The organism is Thalassotalea euphylliae (assembly GCF_003390395.1).
Classification (GTDB): Bacteria; Pseudomonadota; Gammaproteobacteria; order Enterobacterales; family Alteromonadaceae; genus Thalassotalea_F; species Thalassotalea_F euphylliae_C.
This window is the reverse complement of the sequence record NZ_QUOV01000001.1, coordinates 2,020,444-2,041,102: the sequence shown is the minus strand read 5'-3', so window position 1 is coordinate 2,041,102 and position 20,659 is coordinate 2,020,444. Positions and strand designations below refer to the sequence as shown.

The window sequence follows — 20,659 nt, the reverse complement described above, 5'->3', positions numbered from 1 at the left end:
GAACGTGCCACCAAGCTCGTGACAAACTCAGCAACAAAAAATTTTTTTCGATGGCGCATATTACTTAAAAACAAACTACTTTAAAATAGCAGGCACTCAACCTAACCATAATTTAATAAGGCAAGATACGTTGACACGCCTCAACACAAACGCAAGAACAAGGGCTAAAGGTCATCTTTCCAACAAGGTCAGACCAGTAAAGAAAAAATCCCCAATTTCAGATGAAAATCGAAAAATTGTCTTATTTAACAAACCTTATGATGTGCTTTGCCAATTTACCGATGATCAACATCGACAAACATTAAAAGACTTTATTCCGATCCCTGAGGTGTATGCGGCGGGTCGTTTAGATAAAGACAGCGAAGGATTATTGCTACTTACTAATGACGGTCAATTGCAGCATAAAATAGCCAGCCCGAAATTTAAAGCGCCGAAAACCTACTGGGTACAAGTAGAAGGTGTACCCACTGAAGATAAGCTAAAAGCACTTCGCCAAGGTGTGGAACTCAACGATGGCCCAACTAAGCCTGCGAAAGTACAAGTTATTTCAGCGCCAAACATTTGGCCTCGCACCCCCCCTATTCGCGAACGAAAGAATATTCCCACCACTTGGTTAGAAATTATTATTTCCGAAGGTCGAAATCGGCAAGTACGACGAATGACCGCGCATATCGGTCACCCAACACTGCGCTTAGTTCGCTATGCCATTGGCGAATGGACGCTAGATAATATTGCCAATGGTGAATTTATTTTGGTCAAGCAAGATTCAGCGAACGCACCTAGTACAAAGGCGAATAAAAAAGCGACAACTAGCACAAAAACAATAACGCCTAGCAAGCCAAAGACGCCCCAAAGAAAGGCTGAGAATAAGTTGAGCTTATCAAGCAAGTTACAAAGAAAACGCAGTAATAAGCCCGACCGTACTACAAAAGCAAAAGAAAACTAGTTAATAACAAAAAGAGCGTATCTACATTAATGAACGACCACGGTGTTACACAATTTAAGCCTAATACGACTGTTGCGGCCATCGTCCACCATCAAGGTAAGTTTCTCTTGGTAGAAGAATGGGAAAATGGCAACACTGTTTTTAATCAACCTGCCGGTCATTTAGAAACAAACGAAAATCTGGTGGCTGCAGCAAATAGAGAATTACAAGAAGAAACGGGGTTAACTGGTGAGCCTGCGTATGCTTCTGGCATTTACTACTTTCATCGCCCTGAGTTAAATCTTTATTTTTTACGCTTTTGTTTTGTCTATGAGTTAAGCAATTTAGCCCTAATTAATTCGGATAAAGAAGACAGTAAGTGGCCTATCTGCCAGCCACAGGATAGCGAAATCATCGCTTGTCATTGGCTAAGGTTAGAAGAAATTAAAGCCAAAGCAAACCAGCTGCGTAGCCCTATGGTACTTGAATGTATTGAAGACTATTTAGCTGGAAATAAGATATCGCTATCTATGCTAAAAACTAACCTATAAAACTGAGTAGAGCCGACTTGTGGCCTCTATGCTATAAAAAATCCCTATGCTATAATTCGGCGCCTTTTTCTATCGTGGTCAATTAATTAATGTCATCTATTGCAACTTCATCATTAGCCATTGCGCCAAATACAAAGGCGCCACAAGACACGCGCGTGATTGTTGGTATGTCTGGCGGAGTCGATTCATCTGTATCAGCCTACTTGCTTCAGCAGCAAGGCTATCAGGTTGAAGGCTTGTTTATGAAGAATTGGGAAGAAGACGACAACGACGAATACTGCGCCGCAGAAGAAGATCTAAAAGATGCACAAGCTGTGTGTGACAAACTTGGCATCAAGTTACACACCATCAACTTTGCCACTGAGTACTGGGACAACGTATTTGAATACTTCCTTGCTGAATACAAAGCAGGTCGTACCCCTAACCCAGACATCATGTGTAACAAAGAAATTAAGTTTAAAGCCTTTTTAGAATTTGCCTGTGAAGATTTAGGCGCTGATTACATTGCCACAGGTCACTACGTGCAGCGCGAATATCGCGAAGACGAGAGTGGTGAAGGTAAATGGCATATGATCCGAGGTTTAGACAACAACAAAGATCAAAGCTACTTCTTATACACATTAAGCCATAAGCAAGTAGGCCAAACGCTATTCCCAGTGGGTCATATTGAAAAGCCTGAAGTACGCGCTATCGCAGAAAAGGCTGATTTGATTACTCACAACAAGAAAGACAGTACGGGTATCTGTTTTATTGGCGAGCGAAAATTTAAAGATTTCTTGCAAAAATTCTTACCTGCTCAGCCAGGCAAAATTAAATCTGCCGAAGGTGAAGTGATTGGCGAACACGATGGTTTAATGTACCACACGTTAGGTCAACGCAAAGGCTTACGCATTGGCGGTATGGCCAATGCCGGTGACGAGCCTTGGTATGTGGTAGACAAAGATTTAAAACGCAACGTACTGATTGTGGGTCAAGGCCACAATCACCCTCGCCTGTTTTCAAAAGGCCTTATTGCGAATCAATTACATTGGGTAGATCGCAATGAGATCACAGCACCATTTAAATGCACAGTCAAAACCCGTTATCGCCAGCAGGATGTTGTTTGTACATTAACACCGCTTGGAAATGACGAGTATGAAATTCTATTCGATGAGCAACAAAGCTCAGTAACACCAGGCCAGTCAGTCGTTTTTTACCAAGACGAAGTGTGCTTAGGTGGCGGCATCATTAATACACTAATTCGATAAGCTGTATGAGAGATCAAACTATCACTTTTGCTGCTATCTGCCAGATAGCCAGCATGGTACAAAAGCTTGCTCGTCAAGGGGAAATTGACGAGCAACAGCTTGGCATGATGCTAAGCGGTATTACCAATACCTCGCCTGAAAATACACTAGCGGTATATGGCGGTAACTTAGCCAACATAAAACCGGGGTTACAGGTATTAGTCAGCCATCTTGGCGATCAAACTAAACAAAAAGACCCAGAATTAACCCGCTATATTGTTAGCTTGTTAAACCTAGAGCGTCGTTTAACTAAAAACCGCAAACAACTTGGCGTATTGGGTGAGCGCATTGACCAAGCAAAGCGTCAAAGTGGTCACTACGACGTAGACAGCAATACCTTACTAAATAGCTTTGCCAGCATTTACAGCGATATTATTAGCCCGCTGGGTGCGCGCATTCAGGTAGCAGGTGAACCTGCTATATTAAAGCAGGAAAGCAATCAGCATAAAATCAGAGCATTACTGTTAGCTGGTATTCGTAGCGCTGTTTTATGGCGACAAGTAGGCGGTAAACGCCGTAATATTTTATTTTCACGTACGAAAATACTAGCGCAAGCAGAGCAATTATTAGGCGAAATTTACTAGGCACGTAAATCCATTAACTTGAATAAATTTCGCCAAGAAAAGTTTTTAACGTTCACACTTAATTAATAACAAACCAAAACATTTGTTGTAGGAAAAAACTATGGAACTTTCAGCATTAACAGCAATTTCACCGGTTGATGGTCGTTACGGCAGCAAAACCAAAGCCTTACGCCCTATTTTCAGTGAATTTGGCCTAATCAAATACCGCGTTACCGTCGAAGTACGTTGGTTACAAAAGTTAGCAGCCACTGCTGACATCACCGAAGTTCCTGCATTTTCCGACGAAGCAAATGCAGTGCTTGACGCCATCGTTGCCAACTTCAGCGAAGAAGATGCGCTGCGCGTTAAAACCATTGAAGCAACCACCAACCACGATGTAAAAGCGGTTGAGTACTTCTTAAAAGAAAAAATTGCTGACAATGCAGAGCTAAACGCGGTAACAGAGTTTATTCACTTTGCTTGTACCTCAGAAGACATCAACAATTTATCACACGCATTAATGCTAAAAGAATGTCGTGAACAAGTGTTATTACCTGTTGTTGATGAAATCTTAGCAGCGGTTAAAGCCTTAGCAGTAGAATACAAAACCATTCCTATGATGGCACGCACGCATGGTCAACCTGCGTCACCTACCACCATGGGTAAAGAAATGGCGAATGTTTACATTCGTTTAAAACGCCAACGCGAGCAAATTGCTCAAGTTGAATTGTTAGGTAAAATCAACGGTGCTGTCGGTAACTACAACGCTCACCTTTCTGCCTACCCTAACCTTGACTGGCATAACTTCTCAAATGAATTTGTCACTTCATTAGGCGTTACGTGGAATGCATTCACTACCCAAATTGAGCCGCACGATTACATTGCTGAGCTATTTGATGCAGTAGCACGATTTAACACAATTTTGATCGACTTCGATCGCGACATTTGGGCCTACATTGCACTGGGTCACTTCAAGCAAAAAACCGTTGCGGGTGAAATTGGTTCATCAACTATGCCGCACAAAGTTAACCCAATCGATTTTGAAAACTCAGAAGGTAACTTAGGCATTGCTAACGCTTTATTTGCTCACCTTGCACAAAAGCTTCCAGTTTCGCGCTGGCAACGTGACTTAACGGACTCTACTGTACTTCGTAACTTAGGTGTTGGTTTTGGTCATGCTCTAATTGCATACGCAGCGACACTAAAAGGCATCAGCAAGTTAGAAGTGAATGAAAAATCACTGGCTGATGAACTAGATCAAAACTGGGAACTTTTAGCTGAGCCAATTCAAACGGTAATGCGTCGTTACGGTATTGAAAAGCCTTATGAAAAACTAAAAGAGTTAACTCGTGGTAAGCGCGTAAACGCTGAAGTAATGCGCGAATTCGTTGCAAACTTAGATATGCCAGAAGCAGCCAAAGCGGAGCTTGCTGAGCTAACACCAGCAACTTATATTGGCCGCGCTGTTGCCTTTATTGACGAATTATAGCTGATGACTGTTAGCCAATAGGCTATGGTCAGAAATTGCTAACAGAAATTAAGATACAAAAAGAAGGCTTAGGTCTTCTTTTTTGTTTGCGAAACTGAGTTATCACTAGAGCTCAGTAAGCAAGAAACCAGAGACAAAGATTATGTACACCATTAATTGGGGCGATTTAACCCCCGAACTATTTCTTGCCGAATATTGGCAAAAAAAGCCACTACTGATCAAAGGTGGTTTTCAAGCCTTCCAAGATCCAATTTCTGCCGATGAACTAGCCGGCCTTGCCATGGAGCAAGAGTTAGAGTCACGTATTATTGCCAATGATGGCTCTGATAGTGGTGAACCGACTAACTGGCAAGTTAAACACGGGCCATTCGTAGATTTTAGCGAGTTCGGTGAAGAAAACTGGACACTACTAGTGCAAGCGGTAAACAATTGGTCTGAAACTACAGCTCAAATGCTAGAACCATTCAAGTTTTTACCGAGCTGGCGCATCGACGATGTGATGGTCAGCTTTTCCACACCCGGCGGCGGCGTTGGTCCACATTTAGATCAATACGATGTCTTTATCACCCAAGGTGAAGGGAAAAGACGTTGGCAAGTGGGTTTACCTGACGATTCGTTAGCACAGTTATTACCTCATGAAGACTTAAAACAAGTCTCACCATTTGAGCCTGTGATTGATGCTATTACTGAACCTGGCGATATTTTATATATTCCGCCGAATCACCCACATGACGGTGTTTCCATTGATAATTCATTGAACTACTCCGTAGGCTTTCAGGCACCTAGTGGCCAAGATATGATTTCAGCGCTAGCGGATGCAGTCATTGATAAGCAATTAGCCGAACACCGTTTTAACGACCCGGCTCGCACTGTCACCAACCAGCCAGAGTTACTTGCCGCTGAAGATATTAAAAAACTGCAACAATTTATGTTAACGCAAACCGGTGATATCGATTTGTTTAGCGATATGATTGCCACCTTTACCACTCGTAGTCATCATGCGTTAGAAGTGCTGATTCCAATGGAGCCATTTACCGACGAAGCGGTTAAAGGTTATCTAGCAGATCCTGAAATTTTTGTTCGCCCTGTGTTAGGCGTAAAAGCGCTAATCAACGAACAAAACGGTGACTTGTACATTAATGGTGATCGGATTTCATTAACGCAGCAAACACGCGAATTAGGTCAGCTATTGGCAAAAAATGTCGCTTTGGCTACAAAACAGTTAGAAAGTTTCACACACTGTTTGAATAACACACAAATGTTAACTAAAGTGTTAAATATGGGGTACTGGTATATCGATTAATCGTATGCAATACAGTGTATGTAGAGTTCCGTGGGAGCACGCCGCTCCCTTGTTAAAAACTGTTCGAGAGCGGGTTTTTATTTGTGAACACCGCATACCTAAGCGCGTCGAATTTGATCGTAAAGACCGAAAAGCAATTCATATGCTGGTGTGCGACGATATCAGCCAAGAGCCCGTCGCCACTGGTCGCATCCTTCCATCAGGCCAGATAGGCCGTATCGCTGTTATTAAAGAACATCGTAAACAAAAACTAGATAAGTTAGTGCTAGCGGGTTTATTGCGAGTTGCTAAAGATCTCAACCTCAAACAAGTATTTATTCATAGTCCGCTGGATGCGGTAGATTATTTTGTTAAACATGACTTCTATCCTGTTGGCGCTGTGTTTATGGAAGCAGGTTTGCCCAAACAGCAAATGGCCTGCGCGACAATGGATGCAGCAGTTAAAAAGTGCTACCTCAGTCACTAGTTTATATTATTTTCAAAAAAACCTATTTAACCAACGCGATAATTTTCGTACAAAGCGCGTATTTTCTAAGCTGCATCGAGCTTGTATTCAATTTTTAACACCTCTTTTACGACTAATTAATCACAGCATATAGCGTGACGTTTACGTAAGTGATAATGTTCGCGACACTTTCGCAATCACAAGTGCGCTAAGCAAAAAGCTTTCGCCTTGATTTCATGGAGAAATAGTGTGGCGTTTTTCGATTTAGTAGATTTTGACAACCACGAACAAGTCGTATTTTGTAGTGACGAGAAAAGTGGGTTAAAAGCAATTATCGCAGTTCATAGCACAGCCCTAGGTGCCGCAGTTGGTGGCTGTCGGATGTGGGATTACACTACCGATGAAGAAGCACTAGTTGACGTGCTGCGTTTATCAAAGGGCATGACCTATAAAAATGCCATGGCCGGCCTTGCGATGGGTGGTGGTAAGTCAGTAATTATTGGCGATGCTAGTAAAATTAAATCTGAAGCCTTGTTTAAAGCCTTTGGCCAAGCCTTAAATGGCTTAGCGGGACGCTATATCAGCGCTGAAGATGTCAACATCACCACCGGCGATATTGCCATTGCCAATACCGAAACTGAGTTTGTTGCTGGTGTAGAAGGGAGAAGTGGCAACCCAGCCCCTTTTACTGCATTAGGCACATTTTTAGGCTTAAAAGCGGCAGTAAAACACAAATTTCACCGAGATGATTTAACTGACTTAACCGTTGCTGTACAAGGCTTAGGTAGCGTTGGTTATTACTTATGTGAACACCTACATAACGCTGGCGCAAAGTTGATTGTTACCGACATCAATCAAGAAGCAGTCAATAAAGCACAAGCAGAATTTGGTGCACATGCTGTGGGCCTAAATGATATTTACGATGTGGATTGTGATATCTATGCTCCTTGTGCCCTTGGGGCAACCATCAACGACACGACGATTGATCGAATTAAAGCAAAAATTATTGGCGGTTGTGCCAACAACCAGTTAGCTGCACCAAAACACGATCAAGCTTTAGTTGATCGCGGTATTTTATACGCTCCAGATTATGTGATTAATGCTGGTGGCATTATCAATATCTCCTTTGAAGATGATTACTGCCCAGATAAAGCCACTCAAAAAGTTGAAGAGATCTACGATACTTTGTTAGATGTTTTCACCAAGGCAGCATCTACTGGCAAACCAACCGGTATGGTAGCCGATGAAATTGCTCGCGAAATTATCGCTAAAGGCGGCAAATAGTTATCGCTAAAGGCGTTAAGCAGCTATCGCACAAGGCAAAAAGTAATTATCACCAAATGAATTAAATAACTCCTCTCCCATAGTCTCACCAATCACCCTTCGCGTTATAGAAGGGTGGTTTTGACGCTTTCTGAATCTAGCTTTTCGGTCGCAATATCTCGAAACATAAGCATATCCCCCAATCTTTTTGAAGCGCCTTTGTAAAAGCCAACTTCTTCAACGAAGTTTCTTGGGTTGTTGAAAGTACCAAAGATAATGTCAACTATCGGTAAGTCTGAATAGTTGTAAGCATGCACGCCACGACGATGATGAACAGAGTGACTCTCTGGCCGCTGAATAAAATACCCTAGCCACTGAGGCGTTTTAATATTGGTATGTTGAAAAACAACCAAAAACATTGTGATAAACAAAAACCAAGTGATTGCTTCAGGTGCTAGCCCTACGCCAATGGTTAACGCAAAACTGCCCACTAAAGTGAAACCTATCATGTCTAATGGACTAAAATAAAACGCGCCAAACGTATCTACGCGCTCTGCACTGTGATGCATTTGATGAAACACACGCCAAAGTACTCGCGACTTATGCATAGCTCTGTGCCAAAGGTAAATTAAAAGCTCAAAAACAAACAGTGCAAGAAGAATTGAGAGAATCGGATGCACTGACTCCAAACTAACAATCTGATAATGAGCTAAATAGGGATCCCACAACAAGGGCAGATAAGTTGCGAGATAAAAGTAAAGTATGAAAAATCCTGCGGTTTTGATGTACCAGCCCCGAACCCTAGCTAGCTGACGAGCAGGCCACAACACTTCTACCGTAATAAGCACCGCATAAATAATGAGTTGACCTATAGTTACAGGGTCAATTAACACTTCTAGTGGTGTTGGCATTGTCACTCTCCTTTATTGCGTTTATTGCATCTATTTGCGTTTATTTGCACTTATTTGAGTAACAGGAAGTCTGCGATGAAATCGCTTAGCAAACATAAGATCTCGGTAATATTTAGCTAACGATTGTCTAATATGACTGGAAAACAGGGAAACCTAATGAAATACAGGTTCAATGACATTGAAATTGACGCCACGCATTTCGTTATCAAAGTACGTGGTAAACAACAGCCTATTGAACCAAAAGTTTTTGACTTGCTGTTGTACTTACTAAGAAATCGTGATCGTTTGATATCTAGAGATGAACTGTTTGAGAAGGTTTGGCATGGTCGAATCGTCTCAGACACCAGCTTGAGCAACCATATTAAAAATATTCGTAAGCTGGTTAATGACGACGCAGAACGTCAATGTGTGATCAAAACTGTTCGCTCACGTGGTTATCAATTTATTTGCCCTGTCAATGAAATCAAAGCCGAGAAGCAAGAACCTGAGCCTAGCCGACCAAAGGGTTTTCCTCAGACACTACTATTTTCATTAAGCAATAAGAAAAGACTGCTAACTTTCCTCGTTCTGATAGGTCTCGTATTTTTGATAAATTGGGGCGCTAGCTTTTATACCGATCGCGATAGCAGGCCCTATATTCTTGTTGTGCCTTTTTCAGTTTCGGGTGACATCCCCAATCATTTATCCCCATTTGCTGATCAAATTACGCGAGAAATAATTCAATCGCTTAGAAAAATTTCCGGTTTAAAGGTGGTGCCGCCACCGTCATCTTTTGCCTTCAAAGCTAATAAGACTCGCGATTTTATTAATGAGCGGCTTCCCAATATTGACTACGTGCTAGACGGAATAGTAGCCGTTGATAAATCAGGTGCGATTCAAATCAATACAGAGCTTGAGCATTTAAACCGAGGCAATGTTATCTGGGATGGCAGCTATCAATTAACCTTGGATAAACTCAACAGTTTTCAGCTACAAGAAGCGGTTGCTACGGCAGTTTCCTCTTCGCTTAAGGTGTTAATGCATGAATCTGAAAAAGCTCATTTAGCTGAACTTCCTACTACAAGTACCGACGCTTATAAACTTTATGTTGAAGGACAATACCTGTTTTCAAAGATGACTCATGAAGCAATGATTAAATCGATAGAATATTTTTCTCAAGCAATTGCGTTAGACGCAGCTTTTGAAGCCGCATATCTCGCCAAATCTAATGCTTATCGAGCGATCATGACACTGTACGAAAAACCCAAAGATGTTTTGCCTCATGTCGTTACATCTACCGTAGAGCTTTTGAAAATTAGCCCTGATTCAGCCATTGCCCGCTCTTCACTTGGCCTTGCTTATGTGCATACTTGGCTTTGGGCAGATGCATGGAAAGTACTAACGGAAGCTAAACTTCGTCGTCAAGACATCATGCTAACCGAACTTGGCTTTGCTTTATATTTTTCGGCACTTGGTGAAGTAAAGCTAACAAAACAGTCACTGGCAAAAGCAGATGCTCTTGACCCATTAAATGAAGAACTGGCTGAGTGGGGAGCATGGTCGTTAATGATGCTTGGCGAACTCGAAGACGCTATTCTATGGGGCGAAGAAAAAATAAAACTACATCCTAACAAGCCCTCACCAAAACTTAGCCAAGCAGTTGCTTTGTATATCAATGGAAATTACCAACAAAGCATCAAACTTGCGCAAAAAGGCGTGAAACTAAGCAATCGTACGCCATTGTCACTGGTTTTCTTGGCACAGTCTTTTGCTGCCATGGGTGACGAGCAACGTGCTTTGTCCTTATTAACCGAAGCAAATCAAAGTAAAGCCTATGTTTGCCCCTATGAGTCGGCCATTGTTTACATACAACTTGAACAACTCGACAGAGCATTTGAGCTACTACAAGAGGCTGTTGAATATCGTTCAAATTGCCTCGTTTTTATACGTAATGATCCACGCTTAGCGTCTGTGAGAGGCGACTCTAGATATCTAGCGTTACTTGATAAAGTTGGATTAAGTGACATGGCAATAAAAAATTACGCCAGAGGATAATCATATAAGGGCCACAATATGTTTAAACAAGTCATCGATTTTTGGTTTCAAGAGCTAACCCCAAAACAGTGGTGGCAAAAAGACGCAGACCTTGATGCCACCATTGAAAAACGTTTTGCAGGGTTGCACAAACAAGCGAGTGCCGGCGAATTATTTGCTTGGCGAGATAACGCCGAAGGCGCTCTAGCAGAAGTGATTGTTCTCGATCAGTTTTCTCGCAATATCTATCGCGATACCCCACAAGCGTTTGCCTGTGATAATTTGGCTTTAGCGCTTGCACAATATGCCGTAGAAAAACGCTTTGATAATAAACTTACGGCTGAACAACGAAGCTTTTTATATATGCCATTTATGCACAGTGAATCTCAGCTTATCCACCAAGAAGCATTAAAGCTATACACCGCTTTAGGTAACGAAAATAATTTAAAATTTGAGCAGCAACACAAAGCAATTATCGATCGCTTTGGCCGTTACCCTCACAGAAACAAGATACTAGGCCGAGCATCTACACCAGAAGAAATTGAGTTTCTTACCCAGCCTAATAGTAGTTTTTAATGTTGTTTAAGCTATGCCTGCCAAGCGCTCAAAGCCTTGTGCTAGATCGTCAATAAGATCATCAACATCTTCTAGGCCAACATGTAAACGTACTAACGGTCCTTGATATTGCCAATCGGTGGCTGTACGCATTGCACCAACATTTTGCACCGCCAAAATCAAGCTTTCAAAGCCGCCCCATGAATAGCCCATTTTGAAATGGTGCATACCGTCTAAAAATGCGGTGACATCCTTAGCAAATTCAGGTTTTACCACAAAAGAAAACAGGCCATTGCTGCCTAAAAAGTCTCGCTTAAATTGCTCGTGTCCAGGGCATGAAGGAAAAGCTGGGTGAAGGATAGTTTCTACTTCTTCACGCTCACTTAGCCACTTGGCAACTTTAAGTGCGCTTTGCTCATGCTGCTTCATACGTACACCTAAGGTTCGAATGCCGCGCAGCGCTAAATAGAGATCGTCTGGGGAGGTGCACTGCCCCATGGTGTAACTGCTTTCACGCAGTTGAGGCCAATGTTCTTCATTAGCGGTTGCGGTGCCTAGCATGACATCTGAGTGCCCTACCACATACTTGGTCGCTGCTTGAATCGACACATCAACGCCTAATTCAAACGGCTTTAAATTAATAGGCGATGCCCAAGTGTTATCTAGCAGTACAGAGCAGCCATGACGATGAGCAACTTCAGCAATAGCAGGAATATCTTGCACTTCCATGGTCAATGAACCCGGTGCTTCCAAAAATACAAGGCTGGTATTTTCTTTAATCAAACTTTCAATGCCAGCACCAACCAAAGGATCGTAGTAAGTGGTCTCAACGCCCATTTTAGCGAGAATATTGTCACAAAAACTGCGAGTTGGCTCATAAGCCGTATCCACCATTAAAATATGATCGCCCGTTTTGACAAAAGCTAAAATCGCATTGGTAATTGCCGCTGTACCACTTGGGTAAAGCGCACATCCTACACCACCTTCCAGCTCTGTCATGGCATCGCTAAAGGCAAACGAAGTGCTAGTACCACGACGGCCATAAAACAGCACTTGGTTCGCTTTATTGGCAGTCGCATGTTTCATTTGCTTAACGCTATCAAAGACTACGGTTGAAGCGCGCTGAACCGCTGGGTTAACGACCCCATTCGTCCACTTATCGCTGCGACCAGCATTGACGATTTTGGTATCTTGTTTAGGTGCGTTATTAGACTCGCTGCTTTGCTTTGGGCTCTTTGGATCGGACATGCGCTACTTCTTTTAGAGTTTGGATATTTGAAATACATATATTGGCTATCTAGCCGTCTAAACAATTTATACCTAGCTTAGTAGGAAAGCTCAAGAAGAAATGCTAGTTAGATTTGATTCCCTAAGATATTTATTTAATTAAATGTAAATAGCAAACAGGTACAACCTAACAACGCTATTTGCACAAATCACTTATTCTTTAAATAACACTCAATTTCAGTTGCAGATTGTTCAATTGTTAGATTGCTGGTGTTTAATCGAAAAGACTCAACATTTGGTATAGTTGCTGAGAAATCGAATTTCTTTAGGTACTTATCCAAATACTCTTTTGACTGAAGTTTATTCGTATTTTTTCTTCCGTCACTTAGTACTCGCCTTAAATGCTCATCATAGTCGCAAGATAGATATATAAAATCAGCGCTAACGCTAAATTTGTCCAATAAATCAAGAAGGCCTTCAATAAAGAAATTACTTGCGGGGTTTACATAGCAAAAAGTGAATACAATGCCTTTATCTTTTTGTGTTTCAATGATTGTTCGAAATGCTTCCAAGCAAATTTTACGCTGGTACTTTTCAAAACCTGCGTTACCAAAGCCAACAACAGCACAAGCAATATCAAATGCTAAATGCTGTGGAAACAACTTCCATCCATTTCTTGCTGCCAACTCTCTAGCAACACTCTCTTTACCAACGCCAGATGCCCTATAAATCATCACAAACTTCATCGTCATTCCGTTTTCTATTTAGGTTACTTGCAACTTAACTGTTTATATTCACAGTATCAAGAAAACTAAAATAAATGACAAATACCTAAAAAATTATGATGAAAACAAATCCAACTGATTATCAGTGATCTGCTCAAACGATAAGTCCACAAAAGGTAAAATAGCATCGGCAACTGCTTTTAACTGGCGTTCTATATATAAATCGTAGTCAAGTGGCGCACTTTGGTGCTCTATCGCTTGTGGGCCTTGGGTGGTTAGCACATATTCAATATGGCCGCGCTTTTGGTATTTGGCTTTTTGACCATTGGCAAGATTTATAGCGTCAGCGGCTCGTGCTGCTTTAATATGGGGCGGCACATTTTTTACGTAGTCATCTAGCTTGCGGCGAATACGCTTTCGATAAATGAGCTTTTCATCAAGCTGTCCTGCTCGGGTTTGGTTCACGGTATCAAGGACAAAGTCGCTGACTGGCTCGTCGTGAAATATTTTATCGTACAAGGCTTGTTGAAAATCTTTGGCCAGTGGCGTCCAATCGGTGCGGACGGTTTCTAACCCTTTAAACACCATACGTTCATTTGGCTTACTGTTATCTTTATTTGATTTATCAGCTTCATTGATCACTAGGCCAGCATAACGCTTTTTGGTGCCAACATCGGCTAGGCCACGAATAGTCGGCATAAAAAATCGAGAAAAATGGGTTTCAAATTCGATTTCTAGCTTACTTTCAATCTGGTACTCGCTAGCAATATGCTCATCCCATTTTTCATTAATTAGCTGCTCAAGCTCTTTACCAATACGTCTTGACTCCTTCACATTGTGTGATTCGCCAATAGCGACAAATATTGAATCGGTATCGCCGTAAATCACTTGATAACCAATATCTTCAATCCACTGTTTGGTGGTTTTTAAAATCTGGTGTCCACGTTTGGTAATAGATCCTGACAACCTAGGATCGAAAAAGCGACAACCAGTCGAACCCAAAACACCATAAAACGAGTTCATAATAATCTTAATCGCTTGCGATAAAGCGGCATTTTTATCGCGCTTGGCTTTGTCTCGCGCTGCCCAAAGCTCATCAATAATGGCTGGTAGAAAGTGCCTTTCTCGTGAAAAATAAGCATCATCAAACCCAGGGACGATTTGGTTTTGCGCTCCTAAATTACCATTTTCCGCTTCTAAGCCTTGAACCCTAAGCTCTTCAGATTGTAAACCTTCAGCCTTTAATCCTTCAGCTCTCAGTCCTTCGGCCTTTAGCCCCTCAGCTCTTAGTCCTTCGATAAGGCCCATAGGGTCGATATAAAAGGTGCGGATAATACTTGGGTATAGGCTTTTAAAATCTAGCACAAGCACATTGCGATACAGTCCGGGAATGGAGTTCATTACATAGCCACCAGGTGAAACTAGATCAGACTTTCCATCTCCTAAATTCGGGGCGATATAGCCTGCACGATGCAATTTAGGTAAGTAGAGATTGGTAAAAGCAGCCACCGAGCCGCCGATTCGATCAAGCGATAATCCTGTTAACTTGGCTCTAAGCTTGGCAAAAGCTAGTAAGTCGGTATGTTCAAATATCTGCCAGACTAAACGGCAATCTTCTAAATTGTAGGCTGCTAACGCCTTTTTATTGTGATGAAAATTATCGACAATCTCGTACAGGCGATTTTCGACATCTTTGACCTGTTTGCGCTTGCCCAAGAGTTCATGAGCAACATTGTCGAGCGAGAACGAAGCAAAGTTATAAGTGGCACTTTTCAGTAGATCAATACCATCAATAACGACTCGCCCCTCGATATCCATAAAGTTTTGTTCGCTGTTGCGCTGTTTTCGCCAATTAGGCGCACTGTTACCGCGGCCAAACGCAAAAGGAATGTTGTGCAAGTCGTAGCGCTTTTGAAACAAGCTAAAGTCAAAATTAACCACATTCCAGCCAATAAACACATCAGGATCGTACTCTGTTACCCAAGCCAGAAATCGCTGTAATAACTCTGCCTCGTTAGCAAGCCATTCAATATAATCGCAGCTTTCATCAAGTGGCTCAGGCTTGCCTATCATCATCACTTTTTGACAGGTATCGCTGTATAGTCCTATCGAATACAGCTCGCCTTTAGGGCTACATTCCAGATCAATCGACACCATAGAAAGCTTAATATCGCCCTCAGATTTCTTGCATTTGGCTTGATATAAGGTTGGGTAATGATGAGCATGATTTTGCGTATAGTTGCTTGTTTGGCCAGTAAAATAACAATTATCGGTAACAAAGCGCTCCATTAAGTAGCGATCTTCGGGGCGAATATCGTCTTCAAAACACTTAATGTAGTGCTGTTTAAGTAGTTCTCTGGCTTGGTAAAAATCTCTTAACTTGGCAAAATAAATCCCGGTTACAGCCTGCTGAGCAAAGGTTTTTAAGGGGAGCGGTGTTACTTTGGCCGGTTGCAGTTGATGTTTAGCAAGGAGTTCAAGTGCTTTTTCTTGCTCCGTTTGATGGATAAACAGCAGTGCGTATTCATCCGTAATTTTGAGGTTGACTGGCCCTTGCTCTGTAACTAACCACAATGAAATGACCATGCCGTGGCGGGTATCATAGGTTTTTCGGGTTAACACAAAGCCAAAAGCACTGTTGTTAGTACCGACGCCACTCGCCTGAACCTCATTGCTGGTAAAATTGTCAGATAAGTTGGCCATTAAGTCTCGCCACATGCCACCACAAACTGTTAATATATACAGCAGTTTAAAACAAATACCTGTGAATGGGAACCAATGTCGACCGCCACCAAAAAGCAAACCAGCGCGCTTAGCGATAATATTAAACAAGCCATTCGCACTTCCTACAAAGCCATCGGTGAAAGCCTACCCAACTTTAACCCACGCAAACAGCAAACTTTTTTGATTGCAGAAATAGCCAAAACGCTGGCCGGTGAGTACGACAAAACCCGCAAAATCATTGCCGTTGAAGCAGGTACGGGCACAGGTAAGTCATTAGCTTATAGTTTAAGTACTATTCCGTTAGCGCTTTCGAAAAAGAAAAAAGTAGTCATTTCGACCGCGACCGTTGCCTTGCAAGAGCAGCTCGTCAATAAAGACTTGCCCTTTTTGAAAGATCACGGCGGTATAGACTTTGACTTTACTTTAGCGAAAGGCCGCCAGCGTTACGTTTGTCGTCATAAGCTGGCTGCCGCAGCTAACGCCAGCGAAAACCCACAGCCTGGTTTTACCTTTGCTGAGCAACCGAACCGCTTTGATATCAAGCTAATTAAAGAACTCAACAGTGCGCTCAGTGAAAATCGCTGGCAAGGTGATAGAGACAGTTGGGCAGACCCTATTCCAAATCATGTGTGGCAAGCCATTCAATCAGATAAACATAGCTGTTTGCGCCACTTAGCCGAGCATACCCACTGCCCGTTTCACAAAGCGCGCGATACCATGGATAAAGCTGATGTATTGGTAATAAACCATTCACTACTATTGTCTGATTTAGAAATGGGCGGCGGTAAAATTCTGCCAGAGCCTGATGAAACCTACTACGTGATTGACGAAGCGCACCACTTACCTAAGGTTACGCGTGACCATTCGAGTGCCGCTATCACCTTAAAAGGTTCGTTGGAATGGCTACAAAAAGTCGCGGATACAGGCGATAAAGTTGCCAAGCTGATCAAATCACAATCATCAATTAATCCATCGCTCAAACTCGCCGATGATTGCCAATCGTTAATTGCTGATATGCAAAAGATTCTGCAATTTGTTGAAGCGAACCAAGCGACTTACTTTGCTAATGCCGAGCAAAACAACTCTCAAGGCAATAGCACGCCAAGTTATCGTTTTGAACACGGCATTATTCCACAGCTGATTAAAACCAGTGCAGAAGATTTAAGCGAATACAGCCGAAAATGTTTAGCCCATGGTAATAAACTTTATTACTTATTAGTGGAAGCGGTGAAAGATGGTGACGTAAAGGCTTATTTAGCGGAGCCTTTGTTATCAGAATTTGGTTTTTTGCTTCAACGCCTAGAAAACTTTAATGCGCTTTGGGTGATGTACGCAAAAACCGACAGCGAAAAAGCCGCACCACTAGCCCGTTGGTTAGAAAAACTCAGCGGTAAAAAGCAAGATTATTTGCTATCCGCTTCCCCTATTGAAGTCGGTTACACACTGGAAGATAAGCTATGGTCAAAATGCGCAGGTGCAGTACTTTGCTCGGCCACTATCGTTGCACTCAATTCTTTTGATCATTTTCGCCGTCAAGTGGGCCTTTCCAACAACGACGGTACACAATATCAAAAAGTCGATTCACCATTTAACTACCGTGAAAACGCTGTGCTGTCTGTACCTAATGTACGCTATGAGCCAAGTCACCCTTCATTTACGGACGAGCTTTGTAAGCTACTACCAGCATTAATTAAAAAAGACGAAGCAACACTAGTGCTGTTTTCTTCTTATTGGCAAATGGAACAAGTAGCGAAAGTGATGCGTGAAAAACATAAAATCTCTCTTCAAATGCAAGGAGAGCAAGCCAGAAGCTATATTATCGAGAATCACAAAAAGAAATGTGACAACAATAAAGCCAGTATTTTGTTTGGGACCCAGAGCTTTTCTGAAGGGCTAGATTTACCCAGTAATTACCTCACTAACTTAGTGATCACTAAACTGCCGTTTTCCGTACCGACCTCACCGGTAGAAGAAGCGCACGCAGAATATGTGACTGCCAAAGGTGGTAATCCGTTTATGTCGATAACCGTACCTGATGCTTCCAATAAGCTGATTCAAGCCTGTGGTCGCTTGTTGCGAAATGAGAAAGACAGTGGTGTTATCACCCTGCTTGATCGCCGTGTGGTGACTAAGCGCTACGGTGGTGAATTACTTGACGCCCTGCCACCGTTTAAGCGACAGATCAGTTATTAAAAATTGCAGCAATGAGTTATTGTTTGAGCAATAACTCATTGTTGACCCAGTTTAACCCATCATCAAAATTAGAGAAGCCAGCGTATTTAACGCCTGCAAACTGATATAGCTGCTGGTAAATATTTTCGGCGAGTGATCGACCTTCTACTTCTGGCGAATAGATAAAAGCAGAGGCAATAGGCGACAACCCTTCTGCTTTAAATGATTTTAAGTAATCTTGATAATATTCAATCGCCTCTTCCAATACTAAACAAGATTCACTAAACACACATAGATCAGCCCAGTAACCCCATTTAGCTTTGAACACAGGGCATACCTGCTGCTCTAACTTTACCAAGGCTTGAGCCAGCTCTTTGTTAAATGGGCCGTGCGCATGATAAACAACGACTCGCTCAGACGGAATTTCAAGATTGACAATACCATGTTGGCGAAACTGTGAAATGTCGATGGAATTTGTGCTGTAACTCATTGCCATAATAAATCGCTTATGCAACATGCTGATACTGCCTAACTATACTCGATCGCCTTTAAGAGTGTTAGCTATGGCACTAGAACTATTGCAGTTGTTGCTGTTTTATCGTTTAGCTAGCAACTTAATACCAAAATACGGTGCGCTTTATTAAAAAAGACCAGAGCACAACAACTCGTGCTCTGGTTACTTTGTTTGATTAAAACAGTTTAGTTAGCTATATCCTGAAATTTTATAAATCTCTTGTGTGTAAACCCTCCTTAATTGTTCCGTTCATTATTAGTTTTTTGCCATTTGCTTATCACTTTGCTGAACGCTGATCATCACACGGCGATCATAAAAGCTAGATTCTTGTTGGGCGTTGGCGACTACGGGGTGATTCTCGCCATAGCCAGTCGTATTGATTCGATGCGCGCCAACACCTTGGTTAACTAAAGCGGTTTTCACGCTTTCCGCACGAGCGAGCGATAATGCTTGGTTGCGTTTACTACTGCCGAGCAAGTCAGTGTAACCAGACAAATCAATGGTTAAGTCTTGGTTACTGTTGAGGATACTAGCCAGCGCGTTCACTTGCTCAGCGTAGTAGCTTGGGATATCGCTTGAGCCTGTATTGAACTGTAAGCTCATCATTAAATTACTCGCCTGCAAAGCACTGGCTTTTGCTTGCGACTGCTCGAACGCTAACAGCTCTTGTTGGTGCTGAAATTCTGCGTCTTGCATCTGGCTTTTAAGGCTCGCTAACTGCATTTCGAAGTTTTTCGCTTGTGCTTTGTTAGCTTTGGTTAGTTCAACAATATCTTCTTCACCATTGAGGGTTTTCATTAAAAAGGTACCCGCAAGGCCTGTGATCATCGCACCCGCTGGACCACCGAAAATACCACCTAAAATCGCACCAGCACCGAAGCCTAGTTCTTCTTTACTCTCATCAGAAAAAGTGTCATCGGTAAGAGTGCTATCGCTTATGCCTTCAACATGAGAACCAGCTTGCGCCATAGGTGTTAATACTAAGCTCGTTAAGATTGCTGACGTTAAAATAAGTTTTTTCATCTTGTTATCCTTTTACCTTTTGGTCTTATGTTCTGTTTAAATAAGTTGTTTGGGAACTTGATGATTATTAAACACAGCAAAAGCGACCAAATCGGGCGACAAAAATGGCAAGTTAGCGAGCAAATGTGGCAACATTCTGGCAATTTCGCCAAAAGTGCCCAGCTGACAATAAATTAGGATATAGTGAACGCCATTAAGAAAGCGGCTCAAAGCCATCGATAATCGAGTAAATGAAGTAAGCGACATGAGTAAACGCATAGCAATAGTAGAAGATGACGACGCCATTCGTGAAAATTATGCCGACGTATTGCGCCATCAAGGGTATCAAGTGCAAAGTTTTGCTAATCGTCAAAGCGCAGAAGCAGCTTTTACCGTTCGCCTTCCTAACTTAGTGATTCTAGATATTGGATTGCACGACGAATACGATGCAGGCTTTGAACTTTGCCAATGGCTTAGAGCCAAGTCTTCTACGTTACCTATTATCTTTTTGACCGCGCGTGACAATGATGTCGATACTGTTTCGGGTCTGCGCATTGGGGCAGACGACTACTTAACCAAAGACATAAGCCTACCCCATTTAACTGCTCGTATTGCTGCACTTTTTCGCCGTCAAGATGCGCAGAATAAACCAGTAGAACAAGAGAACTTAATTGAACGCGGGCCATTAGTGATCGACAGCCAAAAAATGACAATTGAGTGGCATAACCAATACGTAGAGCTTACCGTTACCGAATTCTGGATGGTGTTTGCGCTGGCAAAATCGCCAGGGCATGTGAAAAACCGGCAGCAACTTATGCAAGATTCGCAAATTTTTGTTGATGACAGCACCATTACTTCTCATATCAAACGTATTCGTAAAAAATTCAGTAAAATTCAAGCGAACTTTAACTGTATCGAAACCGTCTATGGTATGGGCTATCGCTGGAATGATGCAGAGCAAAACGCCTCATCAGTTAGCAACGAGGCATAG

17 protein-coding genes and 1 pseudogene are annotated in these 20,659 nt (G+C 42.2%); 12 read left to right on the top strand and 6 right to left on the bottom strand.

What is annotated here, in order from left to right; genetic code table 11:
* Positions 1–130: 130 nt before the first annotated feature.
* From DXX92_RS09090 to DXX92_RS09055, 8 genes and pseudogenes are all read left to right on the top strand, one after another.
* Positions 131–748, top strand: a pseudogene (locus tag DXX92_RS09090) (rRNA large subunit pseudouridine synthase E); the annotation flags it as partial.
* A 227-nt stretch (positions 749–975) separates the two neighbouring features.
* Positions 976–1,476 carry an NUDIX hydrolase gene (locus tag DXX92_RS09085; protein ID WP_116000166.1) on the top strand — a complete coding sequence of 167 codons (501 nt, stop codon included), beginning with the start codon at positions 976–978 and terminating at the stop codon, positions 1,474–1,476.
* 89 nt (positions 1,477–1,565) lie between these two features.
* The gene (gene mnmA, locus DXX92_RS09080) at positions 1,566–2,723 is read left to right on the top strand and encodes a tRNA 2-thiouridine(34) synthase MnmA (RefSeq protein ID WP_116000165.1); all 1,158 of its coding nucleotides are present in this window, start codon (positions 1,566–1,568) and stop codon (positions 2,721–2,723) included.
* A gap of 5 nt (positions 2,724–2,728) precedes the next feature.
* Positions 2,729–3,346 carry a high frequency lysogenization protein HflD gene (gene hflD / locus DXX92_RS09075; protein WP_116000164.1) on the top strand — a complete coding sequence of 206 codons (618 nt, stop codon included), beginning with the start codon at positions 2,729–2,731 and terminating at the stop codon, positions 3,344–3,346.
* Between the two features lie 100 nt (positions 3,347–3,446).
* Positions 3,447–4,814, top strand: a complete 1,368-nt coding sequence (purB, locus tag DXX92_RS09070; RefSeq protein ID WP_116000163.1) for an adenylosuccinate lyase — start codon at positions 3,447–3,449, stop codon at positions 4,812–4,814.
* Between the two features lie 142 nt (positions 4,815–4,956).
* Positions 4,957–6,117: a cupin domain-containing protein gene (locus DXX92_RS09065; protein WP_116000162.1), complete on the top strand. Its 1,161-nt coding sequence runs from the start codon at positions 4,957–4,959 to the stop codon at positions 6,115–6,117.
* A 49-nt stretch (positions 6,118–6,166) separates the two neighbouring features.
* Positions 6,167–6,583 (top strand): GNAT family N-acetyltransferase, encoded by a 417-nt coding sequence (locus DXX92_RS09060; protein WP_181901456.1) that lies wholly within the window; start codon positions 6,167–6,169, stop codon positions 6,581–6,583.
* Positions 6,584–6,811: 228 nt separating this feature from the next.
* Positions 6,812–7,846 (top strand): Leu/Phe/Val dehydrogenase, encoded by a 1,035-nt coding sequence (locus DXX92_RS09055; protein ID WP_116000160.1) that lies wholly within the window; start codon positions 6,812–6,814, stop codon positions 7,844–7,846.
* 104 nt (positions 7,847–7,950) lie between these two features.
* Here the strand turns inward: DXX92_RS09055 and DXX92_RS09050 are convergent, their stop codons facing one another.
* A complete protein-coding gene (locus DXX92_RS09050; RefSeq protein WP_116000159.1) occupies positions 7,951–8,736 on the bottom strand; it encodes a sterol desaturase family protein in 786 nt (261 codons plus the stop codon).
* 156 nt (positions 8,737–8,892) lie between these two features.
* Here DXX92_RS09050 and DXX92_RS09045 point away from each other — a divergent pair, with 156 nt between their 5' ends.
* Together DXX92_RS09045 and DXX92_RS09040 are read left to right on the top strand one after the other, a co-directional pair.
* Positions 8,893–10,770 (top strand): winged helix-turn-helix domain-containing protein, encoded by a 1,878-nt coding sequence (locus DXX92_RS09045; RefSeq protein ID WP_181901731.1) that lies wholly within the window; start codon positions 8,893–8,895, stop codon positions 10,768–10,770.
* Between the two features lie 18 nt (positions 10,771–10,788).
* Positions 10,789–11,325, top strand: a complete 537-nt coding sequence (locus DXX92_RS09040) for a DUF924 family protein (RefSeq protein ID WP_116000157.1) — start codon at positions 10,789–10,791, stop codon at positions 11,323–11,325.
* 6 nt (positions 11,326–11,331) lie between these two features.
* Here DXX92_RS09040 and DXX92_RS09035 read toward each other — a convergent pair whose 3' ends face one another.
* From DXX92_RS09035 to DXX92_RS09025, 3 genes are all read right to left on the bottom strand, one after another.
* The gene (locus DXX92_RS09035) at positions 11,332–12,552 is read right to left on the bottom strand and encodes a cystathionine beta-lyase (RefSeq protein WP_116000156.1); all 1,221 of its coding nucleotides are present in this window, start codon (positions 12,550–12,552) and stop codon (positions 11,332–11,334) included.
* A 188-nt stretch (positions 12,553–12,740) separates the two neighbouring features.
* Positions 12,741–13,283 carry an AAA family ATPase gene (locus DXX92_RS09030; RefSeq protein WP_245961441.1) on the bottom strand — a complete coding sequence of 181 codons (543 nt, stop codon included), beginning with the start codon at positions 13,281–13,283 and terminating at the stop codon, positions 12,741–12,743.
* Positions 13,284–13,370: 87 nt separating this feature from the next.
* Complete coding sequence (locus tag DXX92_RS09025) at positions 13,371–16,088, bottom strand: DNA polymerase II (RefSeq protein WP_245961440.1); 2,718 nt, start codon at positions 16,086–16,088, stop codon at positions 13,371–13,373.
* Here DXX92_RS09025 and dinG point away from each other — a divergent pair.
* Complete coding sequence (dinG, locus tag DXX92_RS09020) at positions 16,035–18,173, top strand: ATP-dependent DNA helicase DinG (protein WP_116000154.1); 2,139 nt, start codon at positions 16,035–16,037, stop codon at positions 18,171–18,173. The genes DXX92_RS09025 and dinG overlap by 54 nt on opposite strands.
* 16 nt (positions 18,174–18,189) lie before the next feature.
* Here the strand turns inward: dinG and DXX92_RS09015 are convergent, their stop codons facing one another.
* On the bottom strand, positions 18,190–18,669 hold the full coding sequence (locus tag DXX92_RS09015) for a hypothetical protein (RefSeq protein ID WP_116000153.1): 480 nt from the start codon (positions 18,667–18,669) through the stop codon (positions 18,190–18,192).
* Positions 18,670–18,921: 252 nt separating this feature from the next.
* Positions 18,922–19,689, bottom strand: a complete 768-nt coding sequence (pdsO, locus tag DXX92_RS09010) for a sortase-associated OmpA-like protein PdsO (RefSeq protein WP_116000152.1) — start codon at positions 19,687–19,689, stop codon at positions 18,922–18,924.
* A 244-nt stretch (positions 19,690–19,933) separates the two neighbouring features.
* On the opposite strand from pdsO, the gene pdsR reads away from it, so the two are divergent.
* Positions 19,934–20,659, top strand: coding sequence for a proteobacterial dedicated sortase system response regulator (pdsR, locus tag DXX92_RS09005; RefSeq protein WP_116000151.1), 726 nt, complete (start codon positions 19,934–19,936; stop codon positions 20,657–20,659).